This window comes from Halomonas sp. H10-59 (assembly GCF_040070555.1).
Taxonomy (GTDB): Bacteria; Pseudomonadota; Gammaproteobacteria; order Pseudomonadales; family Halomonadaceae; genus Halomonas; species Halomonas litopenaei.
In genome coordinates, this window is sequence record NZ_CP098828.1 from 4,734,031 (window position 1) to 4,755,938 (window position 21,908).

Annotated in this window: 19 protein-coding genes; all 19 read right to left on the reverse strand. The window is 63.5% G+C overall.

Features of this window, described 5'->3' with window-relative positions:
- Nucleotides 1-552: 552 nt before the first annotated feature.
- Nucleotides 553-2,202, reverse strand: coding sequence for a BCCT family transporter (locus NFG57_RS20620; protein WP_348815102.1), 1,650 nt, complete (start codon nucleotides 2,200-2,202; stop codon nucleotides 553-555).
- Nucleotides 2,203-2,769: 567 nt separating this feature from the next.
- Nucleotides 2,770-4,608 carry a glutamine--fructose-6-phosphate transaminase (isomerizing) gene (gene glmS, locus NFG57_RS20625; protein WP_348815103.1) on the reverse strand — a complete coding sequence of 613 codons (1,839 nt, stop codon included), beginning with the start codon at nucleotides 4,606-4,608 and terminating at the stop codon, nucleotides 2,770-2,772.
- 90 nt (nucleotides 4,609-4,698) lie between these two features.
- Nucleotides 4,699-6,063: a bifunctional UDP-N-acetylglucosamine diphosphorylase/glucosamine-1-phosphate N-acetyltransferase GlmU gene (gene glmU, locus NFG57_RS20630; protein ID WP_348815104.1), complete on the reverse strand. Its 1,365-nt coding sequence runs from the start codon at nucleotides 6,061-6,063 to the stop codon at nucleotides 4,699-4,701.
- 97 nt (nucleotides 6,064-6,160) lie between these two features.
- The gene (locus tag NFG57_RS20635; RefSeq protein ID WP_348815105.1) at nucleotides 6,161-7,270 is read right to left on the reverse strand and encodes an FAD:protein FMN transferase; all 1,110 of its coding nucleotides are present in this window, start codon (nucleotides 7,268-7,270) and stop codon (nucleotides 6,161-6,163) included.
- A gap of 20 nt (nucleotides 7,271-7,290) precedes the next feature.
- Entirely contained in the window at nucleotides 7,291-8,088 is a 798-nt protein-coding gene (locus tag NFG57_RS20640) for an undecaprenyl-diphosphate phosphatase (RefSeq protein WP_222516267.1), read from the reverse strand.
- Between the two features lie 110 nt (nucleotides 8,089-8,198).
- Nucleotides 8,199-9,572 (reverse strand): magnesium transporter, encoded by a 1,374-nt coding sequence (gene mgtE / locus NFG57_RS20645; protein ID WP_108131960.1) that lies wholly within the window; start codon nucleotides 9,570-9,572, stop codon nucleotides 8,199-8,201.
- A 233-nt stretch (nucleotides 9,573-9,805) separates the two neighbouring features.
- The gene (locus NFG57_RS20650) at nucleotides 9,806-10,231 is read right to left on the reverse strand and encodes a F0F1 ATP synthase subunit epsilon (protein WP_045992706.1); all 426 of its coding nucleotides are present in this window, start codon (nucleotides 10,229-10,231) and stop codon (nucleotides 9,806-9,808) included.
- 24 nt (nucleotides 10,232-10,255) lie between these two features.
- Nucleotides 10,256-11,632 (reverse strand): F0F1 ATP synthase subunit beta, encoded by a 1,377-nt coding sequence (gene atpD, locus NFG57_RS20655; protein WP_045992707.1) that lies wholly within the window; start codon nucleotides 11,630-11,632, stop codon nucleotides 10,256-10,258.
- A 41-nt stretch (nucleotides 11,633-11,673) separates the two neighbouring features.
- Nucleotides 11,674-12,555: a F0F1 ATP synthase subunit gamma gene (gene atpG, locus NFG57_RS20660; protein ID WP_045992708.1), complete on the reverse strand. Its 882-nt coding sequence runs from the start codon at nucleotides 12,553-12,555 to the stop codon at nucleotides 11,674-11,676.
- Nucleotides 12,556-12,632: 77 nt separating this feature from the next.
- Nucleotides 12,633-14,177, reverse strand: coding sequence for a F0F1 ATP synthase subunit alpha (gene atpA / locus NFG57_RS20665; protein ID WP_045992709.1), 1,545 nt, complete (start codon nucleotides 14,175-14,177; stop codon nucleotides 12,633-12,635).
- A 16-nt stretch (nucleotides 14,178-14,193) separates the two neighbouring features.
- A complete protein-coding gene (locus NFG57_RS20670; RefSeq protein ID WP_045992710.1) occupies nucleotides 14,194-14,733 on the reverse strand; it encodes a F0F1 ATP synthase subunit delta in 540 nt (179 codons plus the stop codon).
- Nucleotides 14,734-14,744: 11 nt separating this feature from the next.
- Nucleotides 14,745-15,215, reverse strand: coding sequence for a F0F1 ATP synthase subunit B (locus tag NFG57_RS20675; RefSeq protein ID WP_045992711.1), 471 nt, complete (start codon nucleotides 15,213-15,215; stop codon nucleotides 14,745-14,747).
- Between the two features lie 66 nt (nucleotides 15,216-15,281).
- The gene (gene atpE / locus NFG57_RS20680; RefSeq protein ID WP_045992712.1) at nucleotides 15,282-15,530 is read right to left on the reverse strand and encodes a F0F1 ATP synthase subunit C; all 249 of its coding nucleotides are present in this window, start codon (nucleotides 15,528-15,530) and stop codon (nucleotides 15,282-15,284) included.
- Nucleotides 15,531-15,602: 72 nt separating this feature from the next.
- Entirely contained in the window at nucleotides 15,603-16,466 is an 864-nt protein-coding gene (gene atpB, locus NFG57_RS20685; protein WP_045992713.1) for a F0F1 ATP synthase subunit A, read from the reverse strand.
- Nucleotides 16,467-16,479: 13 nt separating this feature from the next.
- On the reverse strand, nucleotides 16,480-16,866 hold the full coding sequence (locus tag NFG57_RS20690) for an ATP synthase subunit I (protein WP_052704342.1): 387 nt from the start codon (nucleotides 16,864-16,866) through the stop codon (nucleotides 16,480-16,482).
- 251 nt (nucleotides 16,867-17,117) lie between these two features.
- Nucleotides 17,118-18,041, reverse strand: coding sequence for a ParB/RepB/Spo0J family partition protein (locus tag NFG57_RS20695; RefSeq protein ID WP_045992715.1), 924 nt, complete (start codon nucleotides 18,039-18,041; stop codon nucleotides 17,118-17,120).
- Between the two features lie 66 nt (nucleotides 18,042-18,107).
- Nucleotides 18,108-18,878: a ParA family protein gene (locus NFG57_RS20700; protein ID WP_045992716.1), complete on the reverse strand. Its 771-nt coding sequence runs from the start codon at nucleotides 18,876-18,878 to the stop codon at nucleotides 18,108-18,110.
- Nucleotides 18,879-18,952: 74 nt separating this feature from the next.
- Entirely contained in the window at nucleotides 18,953-19,621 is a 669-nt protein-coding gene (gene rsmG, locus NFG57_RS20705; protein ID WP_124804534.1) for a 16S rRNA (guanine(527)-N(7))-methyltransferase RsmG, read from the reverse strand.
- Nucleotides 19,618-21,513: a tRNA uridine-5-carboxymethylaminomethyl(34) synthesis enzyme MnmG gene (gene mnmG / locus NFG57_RS20710; protein WP_348815106.1), complete on the reverse strand. Its 1,896-nt coding sequence runs from the start codon at nucleotides 21,511-21,513 to the stop codon at nucleotides 19,618-19,620. The genes rsmG and mnmG overlap by 4 nt, the downstream gene beginning before the upstream one ends.
- Nucleotides 21,514-21,908: the final 395 nt, after the last annotated feature.

Here is a 21,908-nt window from a genome sequence, read left to right on the forward strand (position 1 = left end):
CCTCTCGGGATTCAGGTGCACTACCTCTGGCAGGCCGAGGTTTCCGATGTCCCAGGACCAACACTCCGGATAAAGCTGCTTTGTCGCCTCAAGACCTCCCGGCGCTGCGCCGGGACACCTTTGGCCTCGCAGCTATGACGCTGACTCGTCGCGCCGTTGGCGATACCTCGCGGCCGACGTCACTCTGGAAAGAGCTCTTCGTCACTTCATGTGGATTTGGGCTGCCGCCTCCGATCGCGTCACTCTTCAAGCGCCTATCTAGAAAAGCTGTGTTAATTACCATCAATGACTTGAACATTGATCTATCGAGCTAAGGGGAGCCATACCCCGGTAGACGGAATATCGCGTTGTCCTCGACCGCACCTCCTGGATCTGCGGCGACACTTGAGCCTACGCTTCCCTCAGCACTACACAACAGGAAGGGAACAAGCCCGACCTCGTGAGGCCGGGCAAAGCTGGATGCAGCGAAACGGGGTCAGTCGACGTTGTTGTGCCAGCAGATAGAGCATCTACAACCAAAGAAAGCCGACAGATTTCGCATGATGAGAGGACTCAGCCACCCCGACGGCGTAACTGACGAAGCTCGCCGTTCAGCGCCTTGATGATGGTGTAGCACATCACAATCATCACCACCGAGAAGGGGATCGCGGTGGCCGTGACTCCGGCCTGGAGCGCCGAGAGTCCGCCGCCGATCAGCAGTACGATGGCAATCAGGCCTTCCACCGTGGCCCAGAACATGCGCTGAGGGCGCGGTGCATCGATCTTGCCACCGGCGGTGATGGTATCGATCACCAGCGAGCCGGAATCCGACGAGGTGACGAAGAAGATCAGCGCCAGGATAACGCCCAGGGTCGACATCAGGCCCGACAGCGGCAGCTCGTTGAGCATGGCGAACAGCGACAGCTCGGGACTGTAGCTGTCGATCACGTACTCCTTGACCAGGCTGCCGGCCGGATTGGCATATAGCTGGTCGAGGGCGGTGGCGCCAAACACGCCCATCCAGATGAAGATGAACAGACTCGGGATCACCAGCACACAGATCACGAACTCACGCACCGTGCGCCCCCGGGAGACGCGGGCGATAAACATGCCGACGAAAGGCGCCCAGCTGATCCACCAGGCCCAGTAGAAGATGGTCCAGGATTGGCGATAGGCGTCGTCCTCGCGGCCGAAGGGGGCCGACAGCGGGATGAACTTCGTCACGTAGGTCTCAAGGCCGGCCCAGAAGCCGGCGAGCGCCGCCAGGGTCGGGCCGGCGAACAGCACGAAGAAGAAGAACAGCACGGCCATTCCCATGTTGATCTCGGAAAGCCGCTTCACGCCACCTTCCAGACCGCGCCACACCGAGACCAGCGCCACTGCGGTGACGGCTGCGATCACGACCACCTGAGTGGTGATGCTGACGTCCAGGCCGAAGACGAAGTTCATGCCGGCGTTGGCCTGCTGAGCGCCGAGGCCGAGCGAGGTGGCCAGGCCAAACAAGGTCGAGAATACCGCCAGGATGTCGATGACGTGGCCCCACCAGCCCCAGACGCGGTCACCCAGCAGCGGGAAGAACGCCGAACGGATGGAGAAGGGCAGGCCCTTGTTGTAGGTAAAGATGGACAGCGCCAGCGCCATCACCACGTAGACGGCCCAGCCGTGGATGCCCCAGTGCAGATAGGTGCCGGCCAGCCCCATGGCGGTGGCGTCGGCGATGGCCTCAGCGTTCAGTTCCCCGTCGCTGCCGAAGGGCGAGGGCGTGCCTAGCGGCGAGGAGACGTTGGCGTGATAGACCGGTTCCAGCACGCCGAAGAACAGCAGGCCGATGCCAATGCCGGCCGCGAACAGCATCGCAAACCAGGACAGGTAGCCATACTCCGGCGTGGCGTCGGGGCCGCCCAGGCGGACCTTGCCGTATGGCAGCACGACCAGTGCCAGACAGAACAGGATGAAGCCGTCCACCACGATCATGAAGTAGCTGTCGAGGGTGCCGGTGGAGAAGCTGACAATGGACTGAAAGAGATTACCGGCTCGCTCGGGGAACAGCAGCGTCAGCACGATGAAGACAATCGAGGCCAGCGCCGAGATGGCGAAGACCCGGTTATGTATATCAAAGCCGATAGGCCCCAGGCTGCCCTCGAAGTTGTCCTGCCCGACGGTATAGTCCGTCTGCATGTCGTCCGAAACCGGGGTTGGAGCCTGCTCGCTTTGAGTACTCATGAATGATGCTCCTGTGGATGGAAACACACTGGCCGAGTGAGTCTCGCACACGTCAGCTGTTGCGTGTGACAGGACAAGCGATGAGAGCTGAGGCTCCCTTACCAGTAGCGGAAAGATTGAGCTCTCGGCGTCAATATGTGCACCGGAAACAGCAGCCCTCCCCTGAAACCCTCTACCCCGTGCAGGTCAGCACAACAGGGGGGACCGCAAATAACGCGTGGAAATATCAACGAAAGCGACGCCGCTTTCCGTTCAACGCCTTGATGACTGTATAGCACATCAGAATCATCACCACCGAGAACGCAACGAGATATCGTCAAATCCGGTGCCGGGCTATTTGGCCGCAGTCCTGTCTGATTGATCGGTGACTTGCTCTCCATCCTTGAACTGAAGTGGACCCCATTCCCAGGCAAAAAGAGCGCGGGACACCGGGGTGTCACCGCACTCTCTTTAGCCTCCAAGAACAAGAACGGACTGCATCAACACCTTCTCTGGAGTTGATGGGAAGATTTCCCTTCCGTCACGCCGAGTCTGCGACCGCTGCCATACTATCGCCCGACGGTATGTCTACTCCACCGTCACCGACTTGGCCAGGTTGCGCGGCTGATCGACATCGGTCCCCTTGAGCACCGCCACGTGGTACGACAATAGCTGCAGCGGCAGGGTGTAGAGGATCGGCGCCAGTGCCTCGTGGACGTGGGGCAGGTGCAGCACCTGGATGCCCTCGCTGGCGTTCAGGCCGACATTCTCGTCGGCGAACACGTACAGCTCGCCGCCTCGAGCCTTGACCTCCTGCAGGTTGGACTTGAGCTTGTCCAGCAGTTCGTCGTTGGGTGCCACCGAGATCACCGGCATCTCGCTGTCCACCAGCGCCAGGGGGCCGTGCTTGAGCTCGCCCGCCGGGTAGGCCTCGGCGTGAATGTAGGAAATCTCCTTGAGCTTCAAGGCGCCTTCCTGGGCGATGGGGAAGTGGGCGCCACGTCCCAGGAACAGCGCGTGGTGCTTCTCGGCGAAGGCCATGGACAGCCGCTCGATGGCCTCGTCCAGGCCCAGCACCTGGCTGCACAGCGCCGGCAGGGTCCGCAGAGCGGCGACGATCTCGGCTTGCTCGTCCTCATCCATGCCTCGCACTCGGCCAAGCGCCAGGGCGAACAGCATCAGCGCGGTCAACTGGGTGGTGAAGGCCTTGGTGGAGGCCACACCGATCTCGGGGCCGGCCTGGGTCATCAGGCTCAGGTCGGCCTCGCGCACCAGCGAGCTGCCCGGTACGTTGCAGATACCCAGGCTGCCCAGGTAGTTGTCCTGCTCCATGGCAAACCGCAGCGCGGCCAGGGTGTCGGCGGTCTCGCCGGACTGGGACAGGGTCACGAACAGGGTACCCTGGGGCACCACCACCTGGCGGTAGCGATACTCGGAGGCGACCTCCACCTGCACCGGGATGCCGGTGTAGCGCTCGAGCCAGTAGCGCGCCACCATGCCGGCGTGATAGCTGGTGCCGCAGGCCACGATATGGATCTGGCGGACCTGCTGGAACAGTCGCTCGGCATCGGGGCCGAAGCTTTCCACCAGCACCGAGCGGTCGCCCAGGCGGCCTTCCAGCGCCGCGGCGATCACCGCCGGCTGTTCGTGGATTTCCTTGAGCATGAAGTGGCGGTACTCGCCCTTGCTGGCGGCGCCGTCACCATGCTCGAAGGTCTGGACCTCACGCTCGACGGCGGTCCCCTCGGCATCGAAGATCTCGATGCGACCATTGGCAGACAGCCGCACCACGTCGCCTTCACGCAGATAGATGAAGCGATCGGTCACCGGCAGCAGCGCCAGCGGGTCAGACGCCAGGAAGGCCTCACCGATGCCGACGCCGACCACCAGCGGGCTGCCCTTGCGCGCGCCGACCACCACATCGGGCTCGTCCACCGCCATGACCCCCAGGGCGTAGGCGCCATCGAGGCCGGCGACGACCCGCTGGAAGGCGCTGAGCAGATCACCGTCGCGGCGAGACTCACGCTCCAGCAGGTGGGCGATCACCTCGGTATCGGTCTCGGACTCGAACACATAGCCCTGATCGGTGAGTTCCCGACGCAGCTGCTCATGATTCTCGATGATGCCGTTATGTACCACCGCCAGGCGATCACGCGACTGGTGGGGATGGGCGTTGGGCTCGCTGGGGCGACCGTGGGTCGCCCAGCGGGTGTGAGCAATACCGCTGAGCCCCGGCAGCGCCGAATCCTCCAGTCGCGCCTCGAGCGCGGCCACCTTGCCCACCGCGCGCTGGCGCACCAGTTCTCCCTCGGGGCTGCGCACCGCCATACCGGCACTGTCATAGCCGCGGTACTCGAGGCGCTTGAGGCCTTCGAGCAGAATGTTCTGTACGTTGCGCTGGGCCACCGCGGCGACGATGCCACACATAGGGGTCACTCCTTGAGAGATTCGTTATTGGCTACCGCTGACCAGCAATCGAGAGGGGGCCGCAACGGCAGAAACGGGCGGAAGCGTCCGTCAATCCTCGTCCTTGGTCGGCCTCGGCCAGTTGGCCTTGGCGATCTGGCGAGACCTTGTCACCGCCAGGCTATGATCGGCGACGTCGCGGCTGATGGTGGAGCCGGCACCGACGGTGGCGCCCTCGCCGACACTGACCGGGGCTACCAGCGCCGAATTAGAGCCGATGAAGGCGGCGTCACCGATCTCGGTGCGGTGCTTGTTGGCACCGTCATAGTTGCAGGTGATGGTCCCGGCGCCGATATTGACCTCGCGTCCCAGGCGGGCGTCACCCACGTAGCTCAGGTGGTTGATCTTGCTGCCCTCGCCCACCTCGGCGTTCTTGGTTTCGACGAAGTTGCCGACCTTGGCCTTGACCGCCAGGCGCGAGCCAGGACGCAGCCGGGCGAAGGGACCGATCTGGTTCAGCCCGGCCAATACTGCACCGTCGACGATGCTGTGGGCCTCGATGACGCTTTCGGCGCCAACATGGCTGTTGCGTACCACCGAGTAGGGGCCGATGCGCACGCCTTCGCCGAGCTCCACCTCGCCTTCGAACACACAACCCACGTCGATGAAGACGTCGTGCCCGCAAGTCAGCTTGCCACGCACGTCGAGACGGTCTGGGTCGGCCAGGGCCACGCCCTTTTCCATCAGCGCCTCGGCGATGTCGCGCTGGTATGCTCGCTCGAGACGCGCCATCTGGGCGCGATTGTTGACGCCTTCGACCTCCATCGGCCGTGCCGGCTGGGCAGTGGCCACCTCAATGCCCTCGGCGGCGGCCATGGCGATCACATCGGTCAGGTAGTACTCGCCCTGGGCGTTGTCCGACGACAGCTCAGGCAACCAGCGCTTCAGCTGGGCGCTGGTCATGGCCATGATGCCGGTGTTGCACTCGGTGATCGCAAGCTCGCTTTCAGAGGCATCCTTCTGCTCGACGATGGCCACCACCTTGCCTTGGTCGTCACGCACAATGCGGCCGTATCCCGCCGGGTCGTCCAGGGTCACGGTCAGAAGCCCCATGTGGCGCTCGTCTACCTGCTCCAGCAAGGCCGCCAGCGTTTGCCGACGGATCAGCGGCACGTCACCGTAGAGCACCAGCACCTTGCCATCGCCGAGCTGGCCCAGCGCCTGGGCGACGGCGTGACCGGTACCCTTCTGCTCGGCCTGATGGGAAAAGCGAACCTCGCTGTCGGCCAGGGCATCGCGAACCCGCTCGCCACCGTGCCCGATGACCACGTGGGTGCGATCCGCATCGAGACCCCGGGCGGTATCGACCACATGACGGACCATCGGCTTGCCCGCCAGGGTATGCAGCACCTTGGGCAGGCTCGAGCGCATGCGGGTGCCCTGTCCGGCGGCGAGAATCACCACATCGAGGCTCATCGTGACTCCTTGTCTAAAACAAAAGATCGAAGCAAATATCGCAACAGTAGCGAACCGACCAACGGTTTCAGTGATCCGTCGTGAGAGGCCAGCGCTTCTATTCTAGCGGGGTGTCGACATCCGTCACCACCGTCAGCCCCAGGGTATCGACCATCTCCTGCCCAAAGCGCGTCACAAAGGCGGGGCTGACCCGACTTTCCCAGCCCTCACCCTGACGCACCAGCATCACCACCGGCAACTCCTGGTCGATGGCGGCCTGCATGCCTTCCTCTTCGCCCATCACGCTCAGCGCGGTGGCCCAGGCGTCGGCCCAGGCATTGGACGGATGCACCACCGTCACCGAGGCCAGCCGATGGGTGATGGGGCGCCCTGTGCGGGGGTCGATGGTATGGGAGTAGCGCTTGCCATCGGCCTCGAAGTAGTGACGGTAGTCACCGGAAGTCGCCACCGAGACGTCATCGAGGCCGACCACGTGCTGAGCCTTGGGCGCACCATTCTCGGGCACCTCGATACCGATGCGCCACAGCCCCTTGCCGCCGTCACGGCGCCCCTTGACCTTGACCTCTCCGCCAAGGTTGACCAGGTAGTTGGCGATACCCTGGCGATCCAGATAGGCCGCCACCTCGTCGGTGGCGAACCCCTTGGCCACCCCGGACAGGTCAACGTAGACGTCACGCAGGCGACGGGCCTGGGCCTCGGCGGTGTCGATCTCGAGCGCGTCCATGCCGACCTGAGACAAGCGCTGCTCGAGTACGTTTTCCTCGGGGATTTCCCGGGGCCGGGCCTCGGGGCCAAAGCTCCACAGATTGACCAGGCTACCGACGGTGACGTCGAAGGCGCCGTGACTTTGCTGGTTGACCGACTGACTGATGGCCAGCACCTCCATGAATTCGTCGGAGATCGGCTGCCATTGCCCCAGCGGTGACTGATTGAAGGCGGACAGCTCCGAATCCTCTCGCCAGGTCGACATGGAGGCGTCGACCGCGTGCATCTCGTCGAGTACGCCCTGCTCGATCTCCTCGACCTGCTCGCGTGTCAGCGGATCGGCCAGGGTGATCTGGTAGAAGGTGCCGAAGATGTCGCCTTCCAGGGTGATCGGCGAACGGGTAGTGGTCTCTTCGCTGCAACCGGACACCAGCAGTGCCATCAGGAGGGGCGCCAGCCAGGTTGTCAGCCATCCACGCCGAGCGAACTTGAATCCAGTCATGAGGGGTCTCTTCAGATATATCAGCCAAACAGCCAGATCAGGGCGATACCGAGCAGCAGGCGATAGACGACGAAGGGCTGCATGCCGATGCGCTTGATGAACGACAGGAAGAAATGGATGCACAGGTAGGCGCTGACGCCGGACAGCAGCGTGCCGAGCGCCATGTCACCCCAGTGCACATCGACACCCGTCTGAATCAGCTCGCAGGCTTCGAGCCCTCCCGCCAGCACGATCACCGGAATCGACAGCAGAAACGAGAAGCGGGCCGCGGCTTCGCGCCCCATGCCCAGCATCAGTGCCACGGTGATGGTGATGCCGGAGCGCGAAGTGCCGGGGATCAGCGCCAGCGCCTGGCCGATGCCGATCCATAGGGCATCGCTCCAGCGCAGCTGATACTCGCTGCGCGAGCCCCTGAAGCGCCAGTCGGCCAGCCCCAGCAGCAGGCCGAAGAAGATCAGACCGAACGCCAGCACCATGGGCGAGCGGGCATACTGCTCGATGACGTCCTTGAACAGCAGTCCGGCCAGCCCCACCGGAACGGTGGCGAGGATCACCCACCAGGCCAGCCGAGCGTCCTGATCGGTGCCGCGACCGGCGACGCTGGCACACCAGCTCGACAGCATGCGCAGGATCTCGTCGCGGAAATAGATGACCACCGCGCCAAGACTCCCCAGGTGCAGGGCCACGTCGAAGGCCAGTCCCTGGTCCGGCCAGTCGCTGAACACGGGGACCAGTATCAGGTGGGCGGAGCTCGATACCGGAAGAAATTCGGTGATTCCCTGAATCAGGGAGAGAACGACAATCTGTAGCCAATCCATGGAGTGACCCGTAAGCGAGGGGTAACAGGCAAAACGCCCGCAAGAGCATACACTCCACGGGCGTTCTTGTCCGCTGTCAGGGGGCCCCTGGCCGCCCCCGCTGCGGTCGATCAAGTTCCCATCAGTACCAGCGTGGCGATGGAAAAGTAGATGACCACCCCGGAGGCGTCGATCAGGGTGGTGACCAGCGGTGCCGAGGCGGTGGCCGGATCCCAGCCCAGCCGATCGAGCACGAACGGCAGGCACATGCCGAGCAGGCTGCCGAACAAGACGATGCAGATCATGCTGATGGCCACCACCAAGGCCACCGCCTCACCACCTCTAATGACCCCGATGGGGGCCACCGCCAGGGCCATGGTCAGTCCCAGCGAGCCTGCCACCAGCAGTTCTCGGCCGAGCAGCTTGCTCCAGTCCTTGATGCCGACGTCGCCGGTGGCCATGCCTCGCACCATCAGGGTGGCGGCCTGGGCGCCGGCGTTGCCACCGCTGCCGATCAACAGCGGCAGAAAGAACACCAGGGTCACCTGGGCGGCGATGGTGTCCTCGAAGTGGGCGATGCCGGCTCCCGAGAAGAGGTTGCCGAACACCAGCAATACCAGCCAGATCACTCGCTTGCGATACAGGCTCCACAGCGGCACCCGGGACACGCCGCCTTCCAGCTGACCGATCGACATGCCCTTGTGGATATCCTCGGTGGCCTCGGACTCGACCACGTCCATGGCGTCGTCGTGGGTGACGATGCCGACCAGTCGCTCGTCGGTGTCCGTCACCGGCAACGCCAGCAGGTCGTAGCGCGCCACCACCCGGGCGACCTCTTCCTGCTCGGCGTCCACACCGATGCTGATGACGTCGTGGATCATCAGCTCGTCGATGATCGCCTGGGGCCGTGCCACCATCAGCTGTCTCAGTGACATGGTGCCGGCCAGGCGGCCGTGCTCGTCCACCACGTACAGCTGGTAGACGGTCTCGGCGTCGGGAGCGGTCTGGCGCACCCGCATCATCGCCCGGGACACGGTGAGCCCCATCGGGATCGCCACATAGTCGGCGGTCATCAGGGCGCCGGCGGTGCCCTCTTCGTAGCTCGCCAGGCGCTTGAGCGCCTCGCGCTCGCGCCGCGCCATGCGCCGTAACAGCGCCTCCTTGCGATCATCCCCCAGCACCTTGAACAGGTCGGCACGTTCGTCCGAGCCCATCTTGTCGAGGATTCGCGACAGCCAGGCGTCCTCGATGCGCGACGCCATCGCGTCCTGGGCCTCGAATGGCAGGTGACCAAACACGCTGGCCTGGCGCCCCACCGGCAGGCAGGCCAACAGCGCCACGGCGCTGTCCAGGCGGTCCTCATCCTCGATCAGTCGCTCGAGGATCTCGGCCAGATCCGCCGAGCGAATCTCGGGCAGGCGGGCTTCCAGCGTCTTGCTGTCGCGGGGATCGAGGGCACGCAGCAGTACCTGCTTGTGCGCATCCAGGCTGGGGGTCAGATTCATGGGCGTCTCCTCATGGCCGGCGTCCTTGCCGCAAATCGCTGAGGCGCAGTGTCCCCAAGAGACGACCTATCGGGGCTGCTCGAAAAGGCGACATGATGCCATGTCTGGATGAACATTAGACACAAGGCAAGCATCGAAGACGCGTCAGTCGCGGTTCGCTGCCGTCATCACCAACGAAAACGCCCCCCGAATGTCAGCCATTCGGGGGGCGTGGGGCATCGGCGCCAGGGAACTTAGCCCTTGCCGGCCTTCCTGCGCAGCTGCTGGATGGTACGCAGCTGGGCCAGGGCCTCGGAGAGTTCCGCCGCGGCGCGGGTGTAATCCAGCTCCGCCGACTTGTCCTCCATGGCCTTGATGGCCTGCTTGCGGGCCTCTTCGGCGGCCGCTTCATCCAGATCGGATGCGCGAACCGCCGTGTCGGCCAGCACGATCACCTTCTCGGGCTGCACTTCGATAAAGCCGCCGGAGACGTAGAAGTGCTCCTCGCTGCCTTCGTTGAGCACCCGCACAGGGCCCGGAGCCAGCTCGGTCAGCAGCGGCGTGTGGCCGGCCAGGATGCCAAGATCCCCCAGGATGCCAGCCGCCACCACCTGCTCGGCACTACCGGAGTAGACCGAGGCTTCGGCACTGACGATCTCGCATTGGATGGTTTTCGTCATGATGACGTCTCCCGGTTAGAGGGATTACTTCATCTGGTTGGCTTTCTCGACGGCCTCGTCGATGGTGCCGACCATGTAGAAGGCCTGCTCGGGCAGCTCGTCGTACTCGCCGTCCAGGATGCCCTGGAAACCACGGATGGTCTCCTTCAGCGACACGTACTTGCCGGGAGAGCCGGTGAACACCTCGGCAACGAAGAACGGCTGTGACAGGAAGCGCTGGATCTTACGCGCACGTGCCACGATCTGCTTGTCTTCGTCGGACAGCTCGTCCATACCCAGGATGGCGATGATGTCCTTGAGCTCCTTGTAGCGCTGGAGCACGCCCTGAACACCGCGCGCGACGTTGTAGTGCTCGTCGCCCACCACCAGCGGATCAAGCTGGCGAGAGGTGGAGTCCAGCGGGTCGATGGCCGGATAGATACCCAGCTCGGCGATGGAACGCGCCAGTACCACGGTGGCGTCCAGGTGCGAGAAGGTGGTCGCCGGAGACGGGTCGGTCAAGTCATCCGCGGGCACGTAGACGGCCTGCACGGAGGTGATCGAGCCGGTCTTGGTGGAGGTGATACGCTCCTGCAGAACGCCCATCTCCTCGGCCAGGGTCGGCTGGTAACCCACCGCGGACGGCATACGGCCCAGCAGTGCGGACACCTCGGTACCGGCCAGGGTGTAACGGTAGATGTTGTCGACGAACAACAGTACGTCACGACCTTCGTCACGGAACTTCTCGGCGATGGTCAGACCGGTCAGGGCCACACGCAGGCGGTTCCCGGGCGGCTCGTTCATCTGGCCGTAGACCAGTGCCACCTTGTCGAGAACGTTGGACTCCTGCATCTCGTGGTAGAAGTCGTTACCTTCACGAGTACGCTCACCGACACCGGCGAACACGGAGTAACCGCTGTGCTCGGTGGCGATGTTACGGATCAGCTCCATCATGTTGACGGTCTTGCCGACACCGGCACCGCCGAACAGACCGACCTTGCCGCCCTTGGCGAACGGGCACACTAGGTCGATGACCTTGATGCCGGTCTCGAGCAGCTCGTTGGTGGCCGCCTGGTCGGCGTAGCCCGGAGCCTCGCGGTGGATCGGCATGCGCTCCTGCTCGCCGATCTCACCGGCCTCATCGATCGGCTCGCCGAGCACGTTCATGATGCGGCCCAGGGTTTCCTGGCCGACCGGGACGGAGATGGCCGCGCCGGTGTTATCGGTGTTCATGCCGCGCTTGAGCCCTTCGGTCGAGCCCATGGCGATGCAGCGCACCACGCCGTCGCCCAGCTGCTGCTGGACTTCGAGGATGGTCTCCTTTTCGGTGACCTTCAGCGCGTCGTAGACCTTGGGAACATCGTCCCGCGGAAACTCTACGTCAATCACCGCGCCGATGATTTGTACGATACGTCCGCTCATCTTGGTTCCTCTCTAATACCTGCAAATGAAACCTGCATGCCTTAAACAGCGGCGGCACCGCCAACGATCTCGGAGATTTCCTGGGTAATGGCCGCCTGACGGGCCTTGTTGTACACCAGCTCCAGATCGTCGATCAGATTGCCCGCGTTGTCGGTCGCGCTCTTCATGGCAACCATGCGTGCCGCCTGCTCGCACGCTGTGTTCTCGACCACCGCCTGATACACCTGCGCTTCAACGTAGCGCACGAGCAGGCTGTCGAGCAGCGCCTTGGCATCCGGCTCATACAGGTAGTCCCAGCTGCTGGGACGCTTGTTCTCGTCGTCTTCCTCGACCTTTGCGGTGTCCTCGGTCAGCGGTAGCAGCTGACGGACGACCGGCTTCTGGGTCATGGTATTGACGAATTCGTTGTGCACCACGTAAAGACGATCCAGCTTGCCTTCATCGTAGGCATCCAGCATCACCTTCACGCTGCCGATCAGATCATCAAGACTCGGCGTTTCCCCCAGGCCACTCTTGGCGGCGACCAGGCTTCCCCCATACTTGCGGAAGAAGCTGCTGGCCTTGCTGCCGAGGGCACAGAAGTCGAGCTCGGCGCCCTTCTCGTGCCACGCCTGAGCGTCCTTGACCGTCGCCTTGAACAGGTTGACGTTCAAGCCGCCACAGAGACCACGATCGCTGGAGACGACGATGTAACCGACGCGCTTGGCCTCACGCTCTTCCATCCACGGATGCTTGTATTCCGGGTTGGCCTGGGCGAGATGACCCACCACGTGACGGATCTGTTCGGCGTAAGGCTTGCTCGCCGACATCCGTTCCTGGGTCTTGCGCATCTTCGACGCCGCCACCATCTGCATCGCATTGGTGATCTTCTGCGTGTTCTTGATGCTCGCAATCTGCGTGCGAATCTCTTTTCCGACTGCCATGGCGATCTACCCTTGTTCGGTGACCCTCAGAATCCTGTTCGACCATCTGGCCCGCCTTGCGGCGGGCCAGTGGACGCTTACCAGCTCTGAGAGGACTTGAACTTCTCGAGACCCTGCTTCAGGCCGTCCTTGATCTCGTCGTTGTAGTCGCCAGACTCGTTGATCTTGTCGAGCAACTCGCCGTGCTCGGACTTCATGTACTCGTGGAGTGCATGTTCGAAGTCCAGCACCTTGTTGACGTCGACGTCGTCCAGGAAGCCTTCGTTGGCGGCAAACAGGGAGATCGCCATCTCGGCAACCGACATCGGCGAGTACTGCTTCTGCTTCATCAGCTCGGTGACGCGCTGACCGTGCTCGAGCTGCTTGCGGGTGGCTTCGTCCAGGTCGGAGGCGAACTGGGAGAAGGCCGCGAGCTCGCGGTACTGGGCCAGAGCCAGACGCACGCTGCCGCCGAGCTTCTTGATGATCTTGGTCTGTGCCGAGCCACCCACACGAGACACCGACAGACCGGCGTTGATGGCCGGGCGGATGCCTGAGTTGAACAGGTCGGTCTCGAGGAAGATCTGACCGTCGGTGATCGAGATCACGTTGGTCGGAACGAAGGCAGACACGTCGCCGGCCTGGGTCTCGATGATCGGCAGTGCGGTCAGCGAGCCGGTCTTGCCCTTCACTTCACCGTTGGTGAACTTCTCGACGTAGTCGGCGTTGACACGCGCGGCACGCTCGAGCAGACGGGAGTGGAGGTAGAAGACGTCGCCAGGGAAGGCTTCACGGCCCGGCGGACGACGCAGCAGCAGGGACACCTGGCGGTAGGCCACGGCCTGCTTGGACAGATCGTCATAGACGATCAGCGCGTCTTCACCGCGGTCGCGGAAGTACTCGCCCATGGTGCAGCCGGAGTAGGCGGCGAGGAACTGCATCGGGGCCGGATCGGCGGCGCCGGCGGCGACCACGATGGTGTGCTCCATGGCGCCGTGCTCTTCGAGCTTGCGCACCACGTTGGCGATGGTCGACTGCTTCTGACCGATGGCCACGTAGACACAGGTGACGCCGGTGCCTTTCTGGTTGATGATCGCATCGATGGCGATCGCCGACTTACCGATCTGACGGTCGCCGATGATCAGCTCACGCTGACCGCGGCCGATCGGCACCATGGCATCGATGGACTTGAAACCGGTCTGGATCGGCTCGTCGACGGACTGACGAGTGATGACGCCAGGTGCGACCTTCTCGACCGCGTCGGTTTCCTTGGTGCCCAGGTCGCCCTTGCCGTCGATGGGGTTACCGAGGGCGTCGACCACACGGCCGCGCAGTTCGGGACCCACCGGCACCTCGAGGATGCGACCGGTACACTGGGCAGTCATGCCCTCTTCCAGCTGCAGGTAATCACCCAGAACCACGGCACCGACGTTGTCGCGCTCGAGGTTCAGGGTCATCCCGAAGATGCCGCCGGGGAATTCGATCATCTCACCGAACATTGCGTCGGCGAGGCCGTGAATCTGCACGATACCGTCAGATACGCTGACGATCGTGCCCTGATTACGGGCTTCGGATGCGACGTCAAGCTTCTCGATACGCTGCTTGATGATGTCGCTGATCTCGGAAGGATTCAGTTGCTGCATGCCATGTCCCTCAGACTCAGGCGGAAAGGGCTTCCTGGAGGCGGTTCAATCGACCACGTACCGAACCGTCGATGACGGTGTCGCCGGCACGCAGGATCACGCCGCCCAGGAGCGTCTTGTCCACCTGAGTGGTAATGGAGATTTCGCGGTTCAGACGCTTGGCCAGTGCACTCGCGAGCGATTGTTCCTGGGCTTCGGCCAGCGGGAAGGCGGAAACAATTTCCACCTCTACCCGCTTTTCCTGCTGGGCCTTGAGCACCTCGAACTGCTCGGCGATGGCGCCGAGCGCCGCCAGGCGACCCTTCTGGCCGACCAGGCGAACGAAGTTCTTGAGGTCGTCATTGACGGCGTCACCACAGACGTCGACGACAACATCAGCCTTCTGTGCGCTGGACAGCTTGGGATTGCCGAGCACCCGGGCGCGCATGTCGTCGTCGCCGACGACCTGCGCGACCCTGGCCAGCATGCCGGACCATTCGTCGAGCGCGTCCTTGGCCACGGCGTGCTCAAAGGCAGCCTTGGCGTACGGGCGAGCGATAGTTGACGTTTCCGCCATGGGGCACCTCCTCAGAGCTCTTTGGCGAGTTTGTCGACGATGGCAGCGTGCTGCTTCTCGTCGATGGAGGACTCCAGGATTCGCTCAGCGCCCAGGACCGCCAGACGGGACACCTGTGCGCGCAGGTCTTCCTTCGCGCGTGCCACTTCCTGCTCGATCTCGGACTTGGCCTTGGCAATCATGCGCTCGCCTTCAAGGCGGGCGTCTTCGCGTGCCTGCTCGAGCTTCTGGTTGGCCTGTTTCTGGGCCTGTTCCAGGATCTCGGCCGCCTCTTGCTTGCTCTTGCGCAGGGTCTCGTCGGCCTCTTTCTCGGCCACCTCGAGATCACGCGCCGCACGGCTGGCAGCATCCAGACCATCGGCGATCTTCTTCTGGCGTTCCTGCAGAGCTTGCATGACCGGCGGCCATATAAACTTCATGCAGAACCAGACGAAGAACGCAAAGGCGATAGCCTGGCCGACTAGGGTAAGGTTCAGGTTCACGCCAGCACCTCTCGCGTTACGGGTTTGGGGTTAACGGATCGACGGCTCGGGACGAGCGGTCGGACATTAACCGACAAACGGGTTAGCGAAGGTGAAGAACAGCGCGATACCAACACCGATCATGGTCACGGCGTCCAGCAGGCCGGCGACGATGAACATCTTGACCTGCAGCATCGGAACCATTTCCGGCTGACGTGCAGCGCCTTCCAGGAACTTGCCGCCGAGGATACCGAAGCCGATGGCGGTGCCGAGTGCACCCAGGCCGATCAGCAGGGACACGGCGATGGCGGTCATACCCAGAACTTGTGCTTCCATGGTGGTCTCTCCAGTTTTTAGTTGAAACTAAGGTTTATCAGTGGGTTAGGGTTTAGGGTTGAAGCGAAACCGTCAGTGCTTCTCCACCGCCATGCTCATGTAGACGATGGTCAGCATCATGAAGATGAAGGCCTGCAGGGTGATGACCAGGATATGGAACACCGCCCAGGTGAAGTGCAGCGGCAGCTGCCACAGGCCGATCATCGCGATCAGGATGAAGATCAGCTCACCGGCGTAGAGGTTGCCGAACAGTCGCAGGGCCAGGGAGATCGGCTTGGCGATCAGGGTCACGGTCTCGAGCAGGAAGTTGACCGGGATGAACAGCGCCTGGACCAGCTTGTTGGGTGAGTTGAACGGGTGCAGGGTAAGCTCACCGATGAAGCCGGAGAAGCCCTTGGCACGAATGGTGTAGAAGATGATCAGGCCGAACACGGACAGCGCCATGCCGAGGGTGGCATTGACGTCGGTGGTCGGCACCACCTTGAAGTAGACGTGGGCCGGGTCCGCGCCGAACAGGGCGCCGATCTTGGCCGCCAGCAGCGGCAGGAAGTCCACCGGCACCAGGTCCATCAGGTTCATCAGGAAGACCCAGCAGAAGATGGTCAGCGCCAGCGGCGCGATCAGCTTGCTCTTGCCGTGGAAGGTGTCCTTGACCGAGTTGTCGACGAACTCGACCATCAGCTCGACAAAGTTCTGCAGCGCACCAGGCACGCCGGTGGTAGCGGTGTTGGCCGCCTTCTTGAACAGCCACAGGAAGATCAGACCGAGACCGACGGACCAGCCGAGGGTATCGAGGTGAACGGCCCAGAAGCCCATGTCGGAAGCTTCCTGGGCGGAATGGGCGATCGACCAGCCATTGTCCGGGTGCAGCCCGAAGGTCAGGTTCTGCAGGTGGTGCTGGATATATTCCGTCGGAGTCGGATTCGTGCCTGCCATGTCTGCCTCGTTGTCAGGTGTGCGACGGTCGTTTCACCAGCCAGGGCCCCAGCCAATGAACGAACAGCGTCACCACATAAGCGCCAAAGAAAAAAGTCGGGTTTGAGGGAGGCACTGCGATGAACACCAAGGTGAACAGCGCCGCCGTCAAACCGAACTTGCCGGCTTCCGCACGATAGAAATTGTTGACGATGGCCTTGGAGTAGCGCGCGCCCTGCGCCCGGAACACACACCAGGCAAAGAACACATTGGGCAAAAAGGCCACCAGCCCGCCCAGGGCCGCCGAGGAAGCGCCGGAGATACCGTCGATGCCAGCCGCCGCAACGCTGGTCAGCGCCAGCACAGCGAGCTGTGCCATCAGCAGGCGCTGCACCTGGGGTCGTTGGATCCTGGCCGCCAAGTGTCTCTCCCGACGCGCCTCTTGGCGCGAACTCGTCATCCATCGTGATCGCCGGCGACAGACCACCGGCAGACTCCGGCGCGATTATAGGGAAGCCCCCTAACGGCTTCAACCAAAGACGTGACGATTTGTCGTCACTTCGCGCTGGCTTACGACCAAATGCGGAGAAAAGGCCGCTAAAGTGATTAGCGACCTAAGTGGTTTACTGCGCTGATACGCGCAACCCGGTCGCTGTCTCTGGTCGTCGCCACTCAGCGGATGTGGCCCAGGATGCCGTCGAGCTCATCGAGGCTCGAGTACTGGATGGTGACCTTGCCCTTGCCGGCCTTGCCGTGGCTGATCTTGACCGGGGCGCCGAGCAGATCTGCCAGACGGGTCTCCAGCCGGGCCACGTCCTGATTCGGCGCAGTCTTGGCGGCCTTTGGCTTGCCATTGGCCAGTTGCTTGACCAGCGCCTCGGTGGCGCGCACGGTCAGGTCCTTGTTGACCACCTCATGGGCCGCCTTGCGCTGCTTGGCCGCCGGCAGGGTCAACAGGGCGCGGGCATGGCCCATGTCCAGGTCACCGCGTTCGAGCAGCGTCTGCACCTCGGGGTCCAGCGCCAGCAGGCGCAGCAGGTTAGTCACCTGGGTACGCGAACGGCCCACGGCATCGGCGACCTGCTGCTGGGTCAGTTCGAATTCATCGAGCAGACGCTTGAGCGCCAGCGCCTCCTCCACCGGGTTGAGGTTCTCGCGCTGGATGTTCTCGATCAGCGCCAGCGCCAGGGCCACCTCGTCGGTCACCTCGCGGATCACCGCCGGGATGACGTCCAGTTCGGCCAGCTGGGAGGCCCGCCAGCGGCGTTCACCGGCGATGATCTCATAGCGGTCGGGACCGATCGGACGCACCACGATGGGCTGCATCACGCCCTGGGCGCGGATCGAGTCGGCCAGCTCCTCCAGCGCCTCGGGCTGGATATCGCGCCTTGGCTGGTAGCGTCCACGGCTGAGCTGGCCCAGCGGCAGGCGCTCCAGACGTTCCTCCGGCGCGGGAGGCGGCACCACCGTGGCGTCTTCGTCGCCGTCGGTCGTCAGCTCGGCATCCACCTCGGGCAGATCGAGGCTCTCGCGGCGGCGGGCACCGGCCCCGATCAGCGCATCCAGTCCTCGTCCCAGGGCGCGTTTGCGCGTCATCGATTCATCCTCATCACAGCACGCTCAAAAATTCGACACTGCTGGCCCTTGCCACCGTGGCCGGGGCTACAGCGACAGCCGACGAATCAGTTCCTTGGCCAGCACCCGGTGGGCCTGGCTGCCCCGCGAGAAGCGTGCGTACTTGGTGACCGGCAGGCCGTGACTCGGCGCCTCGGCAACCCGCACGTTGCGTGGAATGGTGGTCTTGAGCAGGGCATCGCCGAAGTAGTCCCGCAGCTGCTTGCTGACGTCCCGGGTCAGGCTGTTGCGGGCGTCGAACATGGTGCGCAGGATCCCGAAGATCTCGAGGCCCGGATTCACGCTGTCCTTGATCTGCTCGACGGTGTCGAGCAGCGCCGACAGGCCTTCCAGGGCATAGAACTCGCACTGCAGCGGTATCAGTACCCCATCGGCGGCGGTCAGCGCATTGACGGTGAGCATGTTCAGCGACGGTGGGCAGTCGATCATCACCACGTCGTACTCGCCGGCGACTTCGTCCAGCGCCTTGGCCAGCGCCCGCTCGCGGCCTTCACCACGATCGAGCAGCTCGACCTCGGCGGCGGTCAGGTCGCCATTGCCCGGCAGCAAGGCGTAGCCCGCCTCGGGGCAGTCGAGGATGACCTCCACCGGGCGCTTGTCGCCCAGGATGACGTCGAGCACGCTGCCCTCGAGGCTGTGCTTGTCGACACCACTGCCCATGGTGGCGTGGCCCTGGGGATCGAGATCGACCAGCAGTACGCGGCGATCCAGCGACGCCAGACTGGCGGCCAGGTTGACGGCAGAGGTGGTCTTGCCGACCCCACCCTTCTGGTTGGTCAAGGCGATGATTTTGGTCACGACGTCATCCTTGCGTGGAAATTCTCGGGTGGCTGGTGGCGGCAAAATCGTGAAACCGAACCCCAAGCCCGAGCCTAGCGGCCCCCGGCCTCGGGTTCCAGCATAACCAGTTCTCGACCCGCTGACTCGTACGGCACCCTCAACGCATGGCGCGAGACACAGCGCACGTCGTCCTCCAGGCGTTCGAGCTCGCCGTCCACCGCCGGCCCTTTCATCGCCAGCCACTGGCCGTGGGGCGCCAGCAGCGGCCGGGTCAGCTCGACGAAGTCCTCGAGGCTGGCAAAGGCCCGCGAGATCAGTTGATCGAACCCGCCGTCGGCCGGGGTATAGGCTTCCACTCGCGCCTGGATCGGGGTCACCCGGGCAAGCCCAAGTTCCATCACCGCCTGACGCTGAAAGCGTACCTTCTTGCCGTTGCTGTCGAGCAGGCTGACGTCGAGCTCGGGGTTGAGGATCGCCAGCACCAGGCCGGGCAGGCCAGGCCCCGCGCCCACGTCGAGCACCCGTGGGCCCTTGACCCAGGGCAGCACCGCGGCGCTGTCGAGCACGTGGCGAGAGACCATGTCCAGCGGATCGCGTACCGCCGTGAGGTTATAGGCCCGATTCCACTTGTGCAACAGACCCACCAGGGCCAGAAGCTGGTCAAGCTGGGCGGCGGTGGCCGTGATCTCGAGGGCGGCAAGGCCCTCGCTCAAGCGCTCGTGCAGTCGCTGCTGCAGGGCCGGGGACATCGCCTGACTCATCCGCTGGCCACCTCGCGATCATCGAGCAACCGGCGTTTCTTGAGGTGAATCAGCAGGATCGATACCGCCGCCGGGGTCACCCCGCTGATCCGCCCGGCCTGGGCCAGGGTCTCCGGGCGCGCCTCGGCGAGCTTCTGGCGAATCTCGTGGGACAGCCCCTCGACTCGGCTGAAGTCGAGATCGGTCGGCAGGGCCATGGACTCGTGACGCTTGAGCTTGTCGATCTCGTCCTGCTGACGATCGATGTAGCCCTGGTACTTGGCCTGGATCTGGACCTGTTCGGCGACCGTCTCGTCGCTCACCGGCTCACCCTTGGCCGCAGCCACGTCGGCATAGCCGAGTTCCGGGCGCTTGAGCAGATCCATCAGGCTGTACTCGCGGGCCAGCGGCTTGCCGGTGATTCGCTCGATGGTGGCGGCGGCATCGGTCCCGGGCTGCACCCAGGTCGCCTTGAGCCGGGCGCTCTCGCGCTCCACCGCTTCACGCTTGTCGCTGAACCGCGCCCAGCGCTCATCGTCCACCAGACCCAGTGCGCGACCGTGTTCGGTCAGGCGCATGTCGGCGTTGTCCTCACGCAGCAACAGCCGGTACTCGGCGCGGGAGGTGAACATCCGGTAGGGCTCCTTGGTGCCCAGGGTGATCAGGTCATCCACCAGCACCCCGAGGTAGGCCTCGTCGCGGCGCGGACACCAGGCGTCGAGCGCCTTGGCGCGACGCGCGGCGTTGAGCCCGGCGAGCAGGCCCTGGGCCCCCGCTTCCTCGTAGCCGGTGGTGCCGTTGATCTGGCCGGCGAAAAACAGGTTGTGGATAAATTTGGTTTCCAGCGAGTGCTTCAGGTCCCGCGGATCGAAGAAGTCGTACTCGATGGCGTAGCCCGGACGGGTGATATGGGCCCGCTCGAGACCTTCGATGGAGCGCACCACCTTGAGCTGCACGTCGAAGGGCAAGGAGGTCGAAATACCATTTGGGTATAGCTCATGGGTATCCAGACCCTCCGGCTCGACGAATACCTGGTGGCTGGTCTTGTCGGCGAAGCGGTGGACCTTGTCTTCGATGGACGGGCAGTAGCGCGGCCCGACCCCTTCGATCACCCCGGAGAACATCGGCGAGCGATCGAGATTGTCGAAGATGATCTCGTGGGTGCGCTCGTTGGTATGGGCGATATGGCAGCTGACCTGGCGCGGATGCATGTCCCGCGATCCCAGGTAGGACATCACCGGTGTCGGACTGTCGCCCGGCTGCTCCTCGAGGCGCGAGAAGTCGACGCTCTTGGCATCGATGCGCGGCGGGGTGCCGGTCTTCAGGCGATCGACCCGAAACGGCAAGGCGCGCAGACGCTCGGCCAGGGCGTTGGAGGGCGGATCCCCGGCACGACCACCACGGCTGTTGTCCAGCCCGATGTGGATCACCCCGCCGAGGAAGGTGCCGGTGCACAGCACCACGGTTTCGGCCAGGAAACGCAGTCCGGTCTCGGTGACCACGCCGCGCACGGTGTCCTGGTCGACGATCAGGTCGCCGGCAGCCTGCTGGAACAGCGTCAGGTTCGGCTGGTTTTCCAGCATGCCACGAATCGCGGCCTTGTAGCGCACACGATCGGCCTGGGCACGGGTCGCCCGTACCGCGGGGCCCTTGCGGGCGTTGAGCACGCGAAACTGGATCCCGCCCAGGTCCGTCGCCAATCCCATGGCGCCGCCGAGGGCGTCGATTTCCTTGACCAGATGACTCTTGCCGATCCCGCCGATGGCGGGATTGCAGGACATCTGGCCCAGGGTCTCGATGTTGTGGGTCAACAGCAGGGTCTGGCAACCCATGCGGGCAGAGGCCAGGGCAGCTTCCGTTCCAGCATGGCCACCGCCGATGACGATGACGTCAAAGCGGTCGGGATACTCCAAGGTTCACCTCGTTCGGCGCAGCGCGCCAGCGGTCTGGATATTGGGTTCGTACGAAAAATAGCCGGCCAGTATAAACCCTCCTGTGGGTAAACGTCAGGGTTTTCCACACCCCGTCTGTCAGGCAGGAGCTTCACTTACCTACCTATAAAAAAATAAAAGAATAAGAAAGGAAGTTCTGTAGTGGTTGTAACTACTGGTGTGGACACTTTCTGTGGAAAAACCATTTAAATCTACAAAAAACAAATAGGTACAATGTTGATCCTTTGTTGGACAAGGGACGTACCAGCGTTTGATGGCGTGTTATCTGCCTGTGGACACAATCACGACTTGCCCACAGGACTCGGCTTCCACCAGTTATCCACCGAGCTCGGGGGCGGTTGTCACCGCGACGGTGA

Coding starts and splice junctions, on each gene's coding strand:
- glmS (WP_348815103.1), bottom strand. CDS start 4,608: ATGTGTGGCATCGTCGCCGCGGTGGCCCAGCGCAACGTACAGAACATT.
- glmU (WP_348815104.1), bottom strand. CDS start 6,063: ATGAGCCTCGATGTGGTGATTCTCGCCGCCGGACAGGGCACCCGCATG.
- rsmG (WP_124804534.1), bottom strand. CDS start 19,621: ATGAGTCAGGCGATGTCCCCGGCCCTGCAGCAGCGACTGCACGAGCGC.
- NFG57_RS20650 (WP_045992706.1), bottom strand. CDS start 10,231: ATGACGAAAACCATCCAATGCGAGATCGTCAGTGCCGAAGCCTCGGTC.
- NFG57_RS20635 (WP_348815105.1), bottom strand. CDS start 7,270: ATGACTGGATTCAAGTTCGCTCGGCGTGGATGGCTGACAACCTGGCTG.
- mgtE (WP_108131960.1), bottom strand. CDS start 9,572: ATGAATCTGACCCCCAGCCTGGATGCGCACAAGCAGGTACTGCTGCGT.
- atpE (WP_045992712.1), bottom strand. CDS start 15,530: ATGGAAGCACAAGTTCTGGGTATGACCGCCATCGCCGTGTCCCTGCTG.
- atpB (WP_045992713.1), bottom strand. CDS start 16,466: ATGGCAGGCACGAATCCGACTCCGACGGAATATATCCAGCACCACCTG.
- NFG57_RS20620 (WP_348815102.1), bottom strand. CDS start 2,202: ATGAGTACTCAAAGCGAGCAGGCTCCAACCCCGGTTTCGGACGACATG.
- NFG57_RS20640 (WP_222516267.1), bottom strand. CDS start 8,088: ATGGATTGGCTACAGATTGTCGTTCTCTCCCTGATTCAGGGAATCACC.
- atpA (WP_045992709.1), bottom strand. CDS start 14,177: ATGCAGCAACTGAATCCTTCCGAGATCAGCGACATCATCAAGCAGCGT.
- atpG (WP_045992708.1), bottom strand. CDS start 12,555: ATGGCAGTCGGAAAAGAGATTCGCACGCAGATTGCGAGCATCAAGAAC.
- NFG57_RS20695 (WP_045992715.1), bottom strand. CDS start 18,041: ATGACGCGCAAACGCGCCCTGGGACGAGGACTGGATGCGCTGATCGGG.
- NFG57_RS20670 (WP_045992710.1), bottom strand. CDS start 14,733: ATGGCGGAAACGTCAACTATCGCTCGCCCGTACGCCAAGGCTGCCTTT.
- atpD (WP_045992707.1), bottom strand. CDS start 11,632: ATGAGCGGACGTATCGTACAAATCATCGGCGCGGTGATTGACGTAGAG.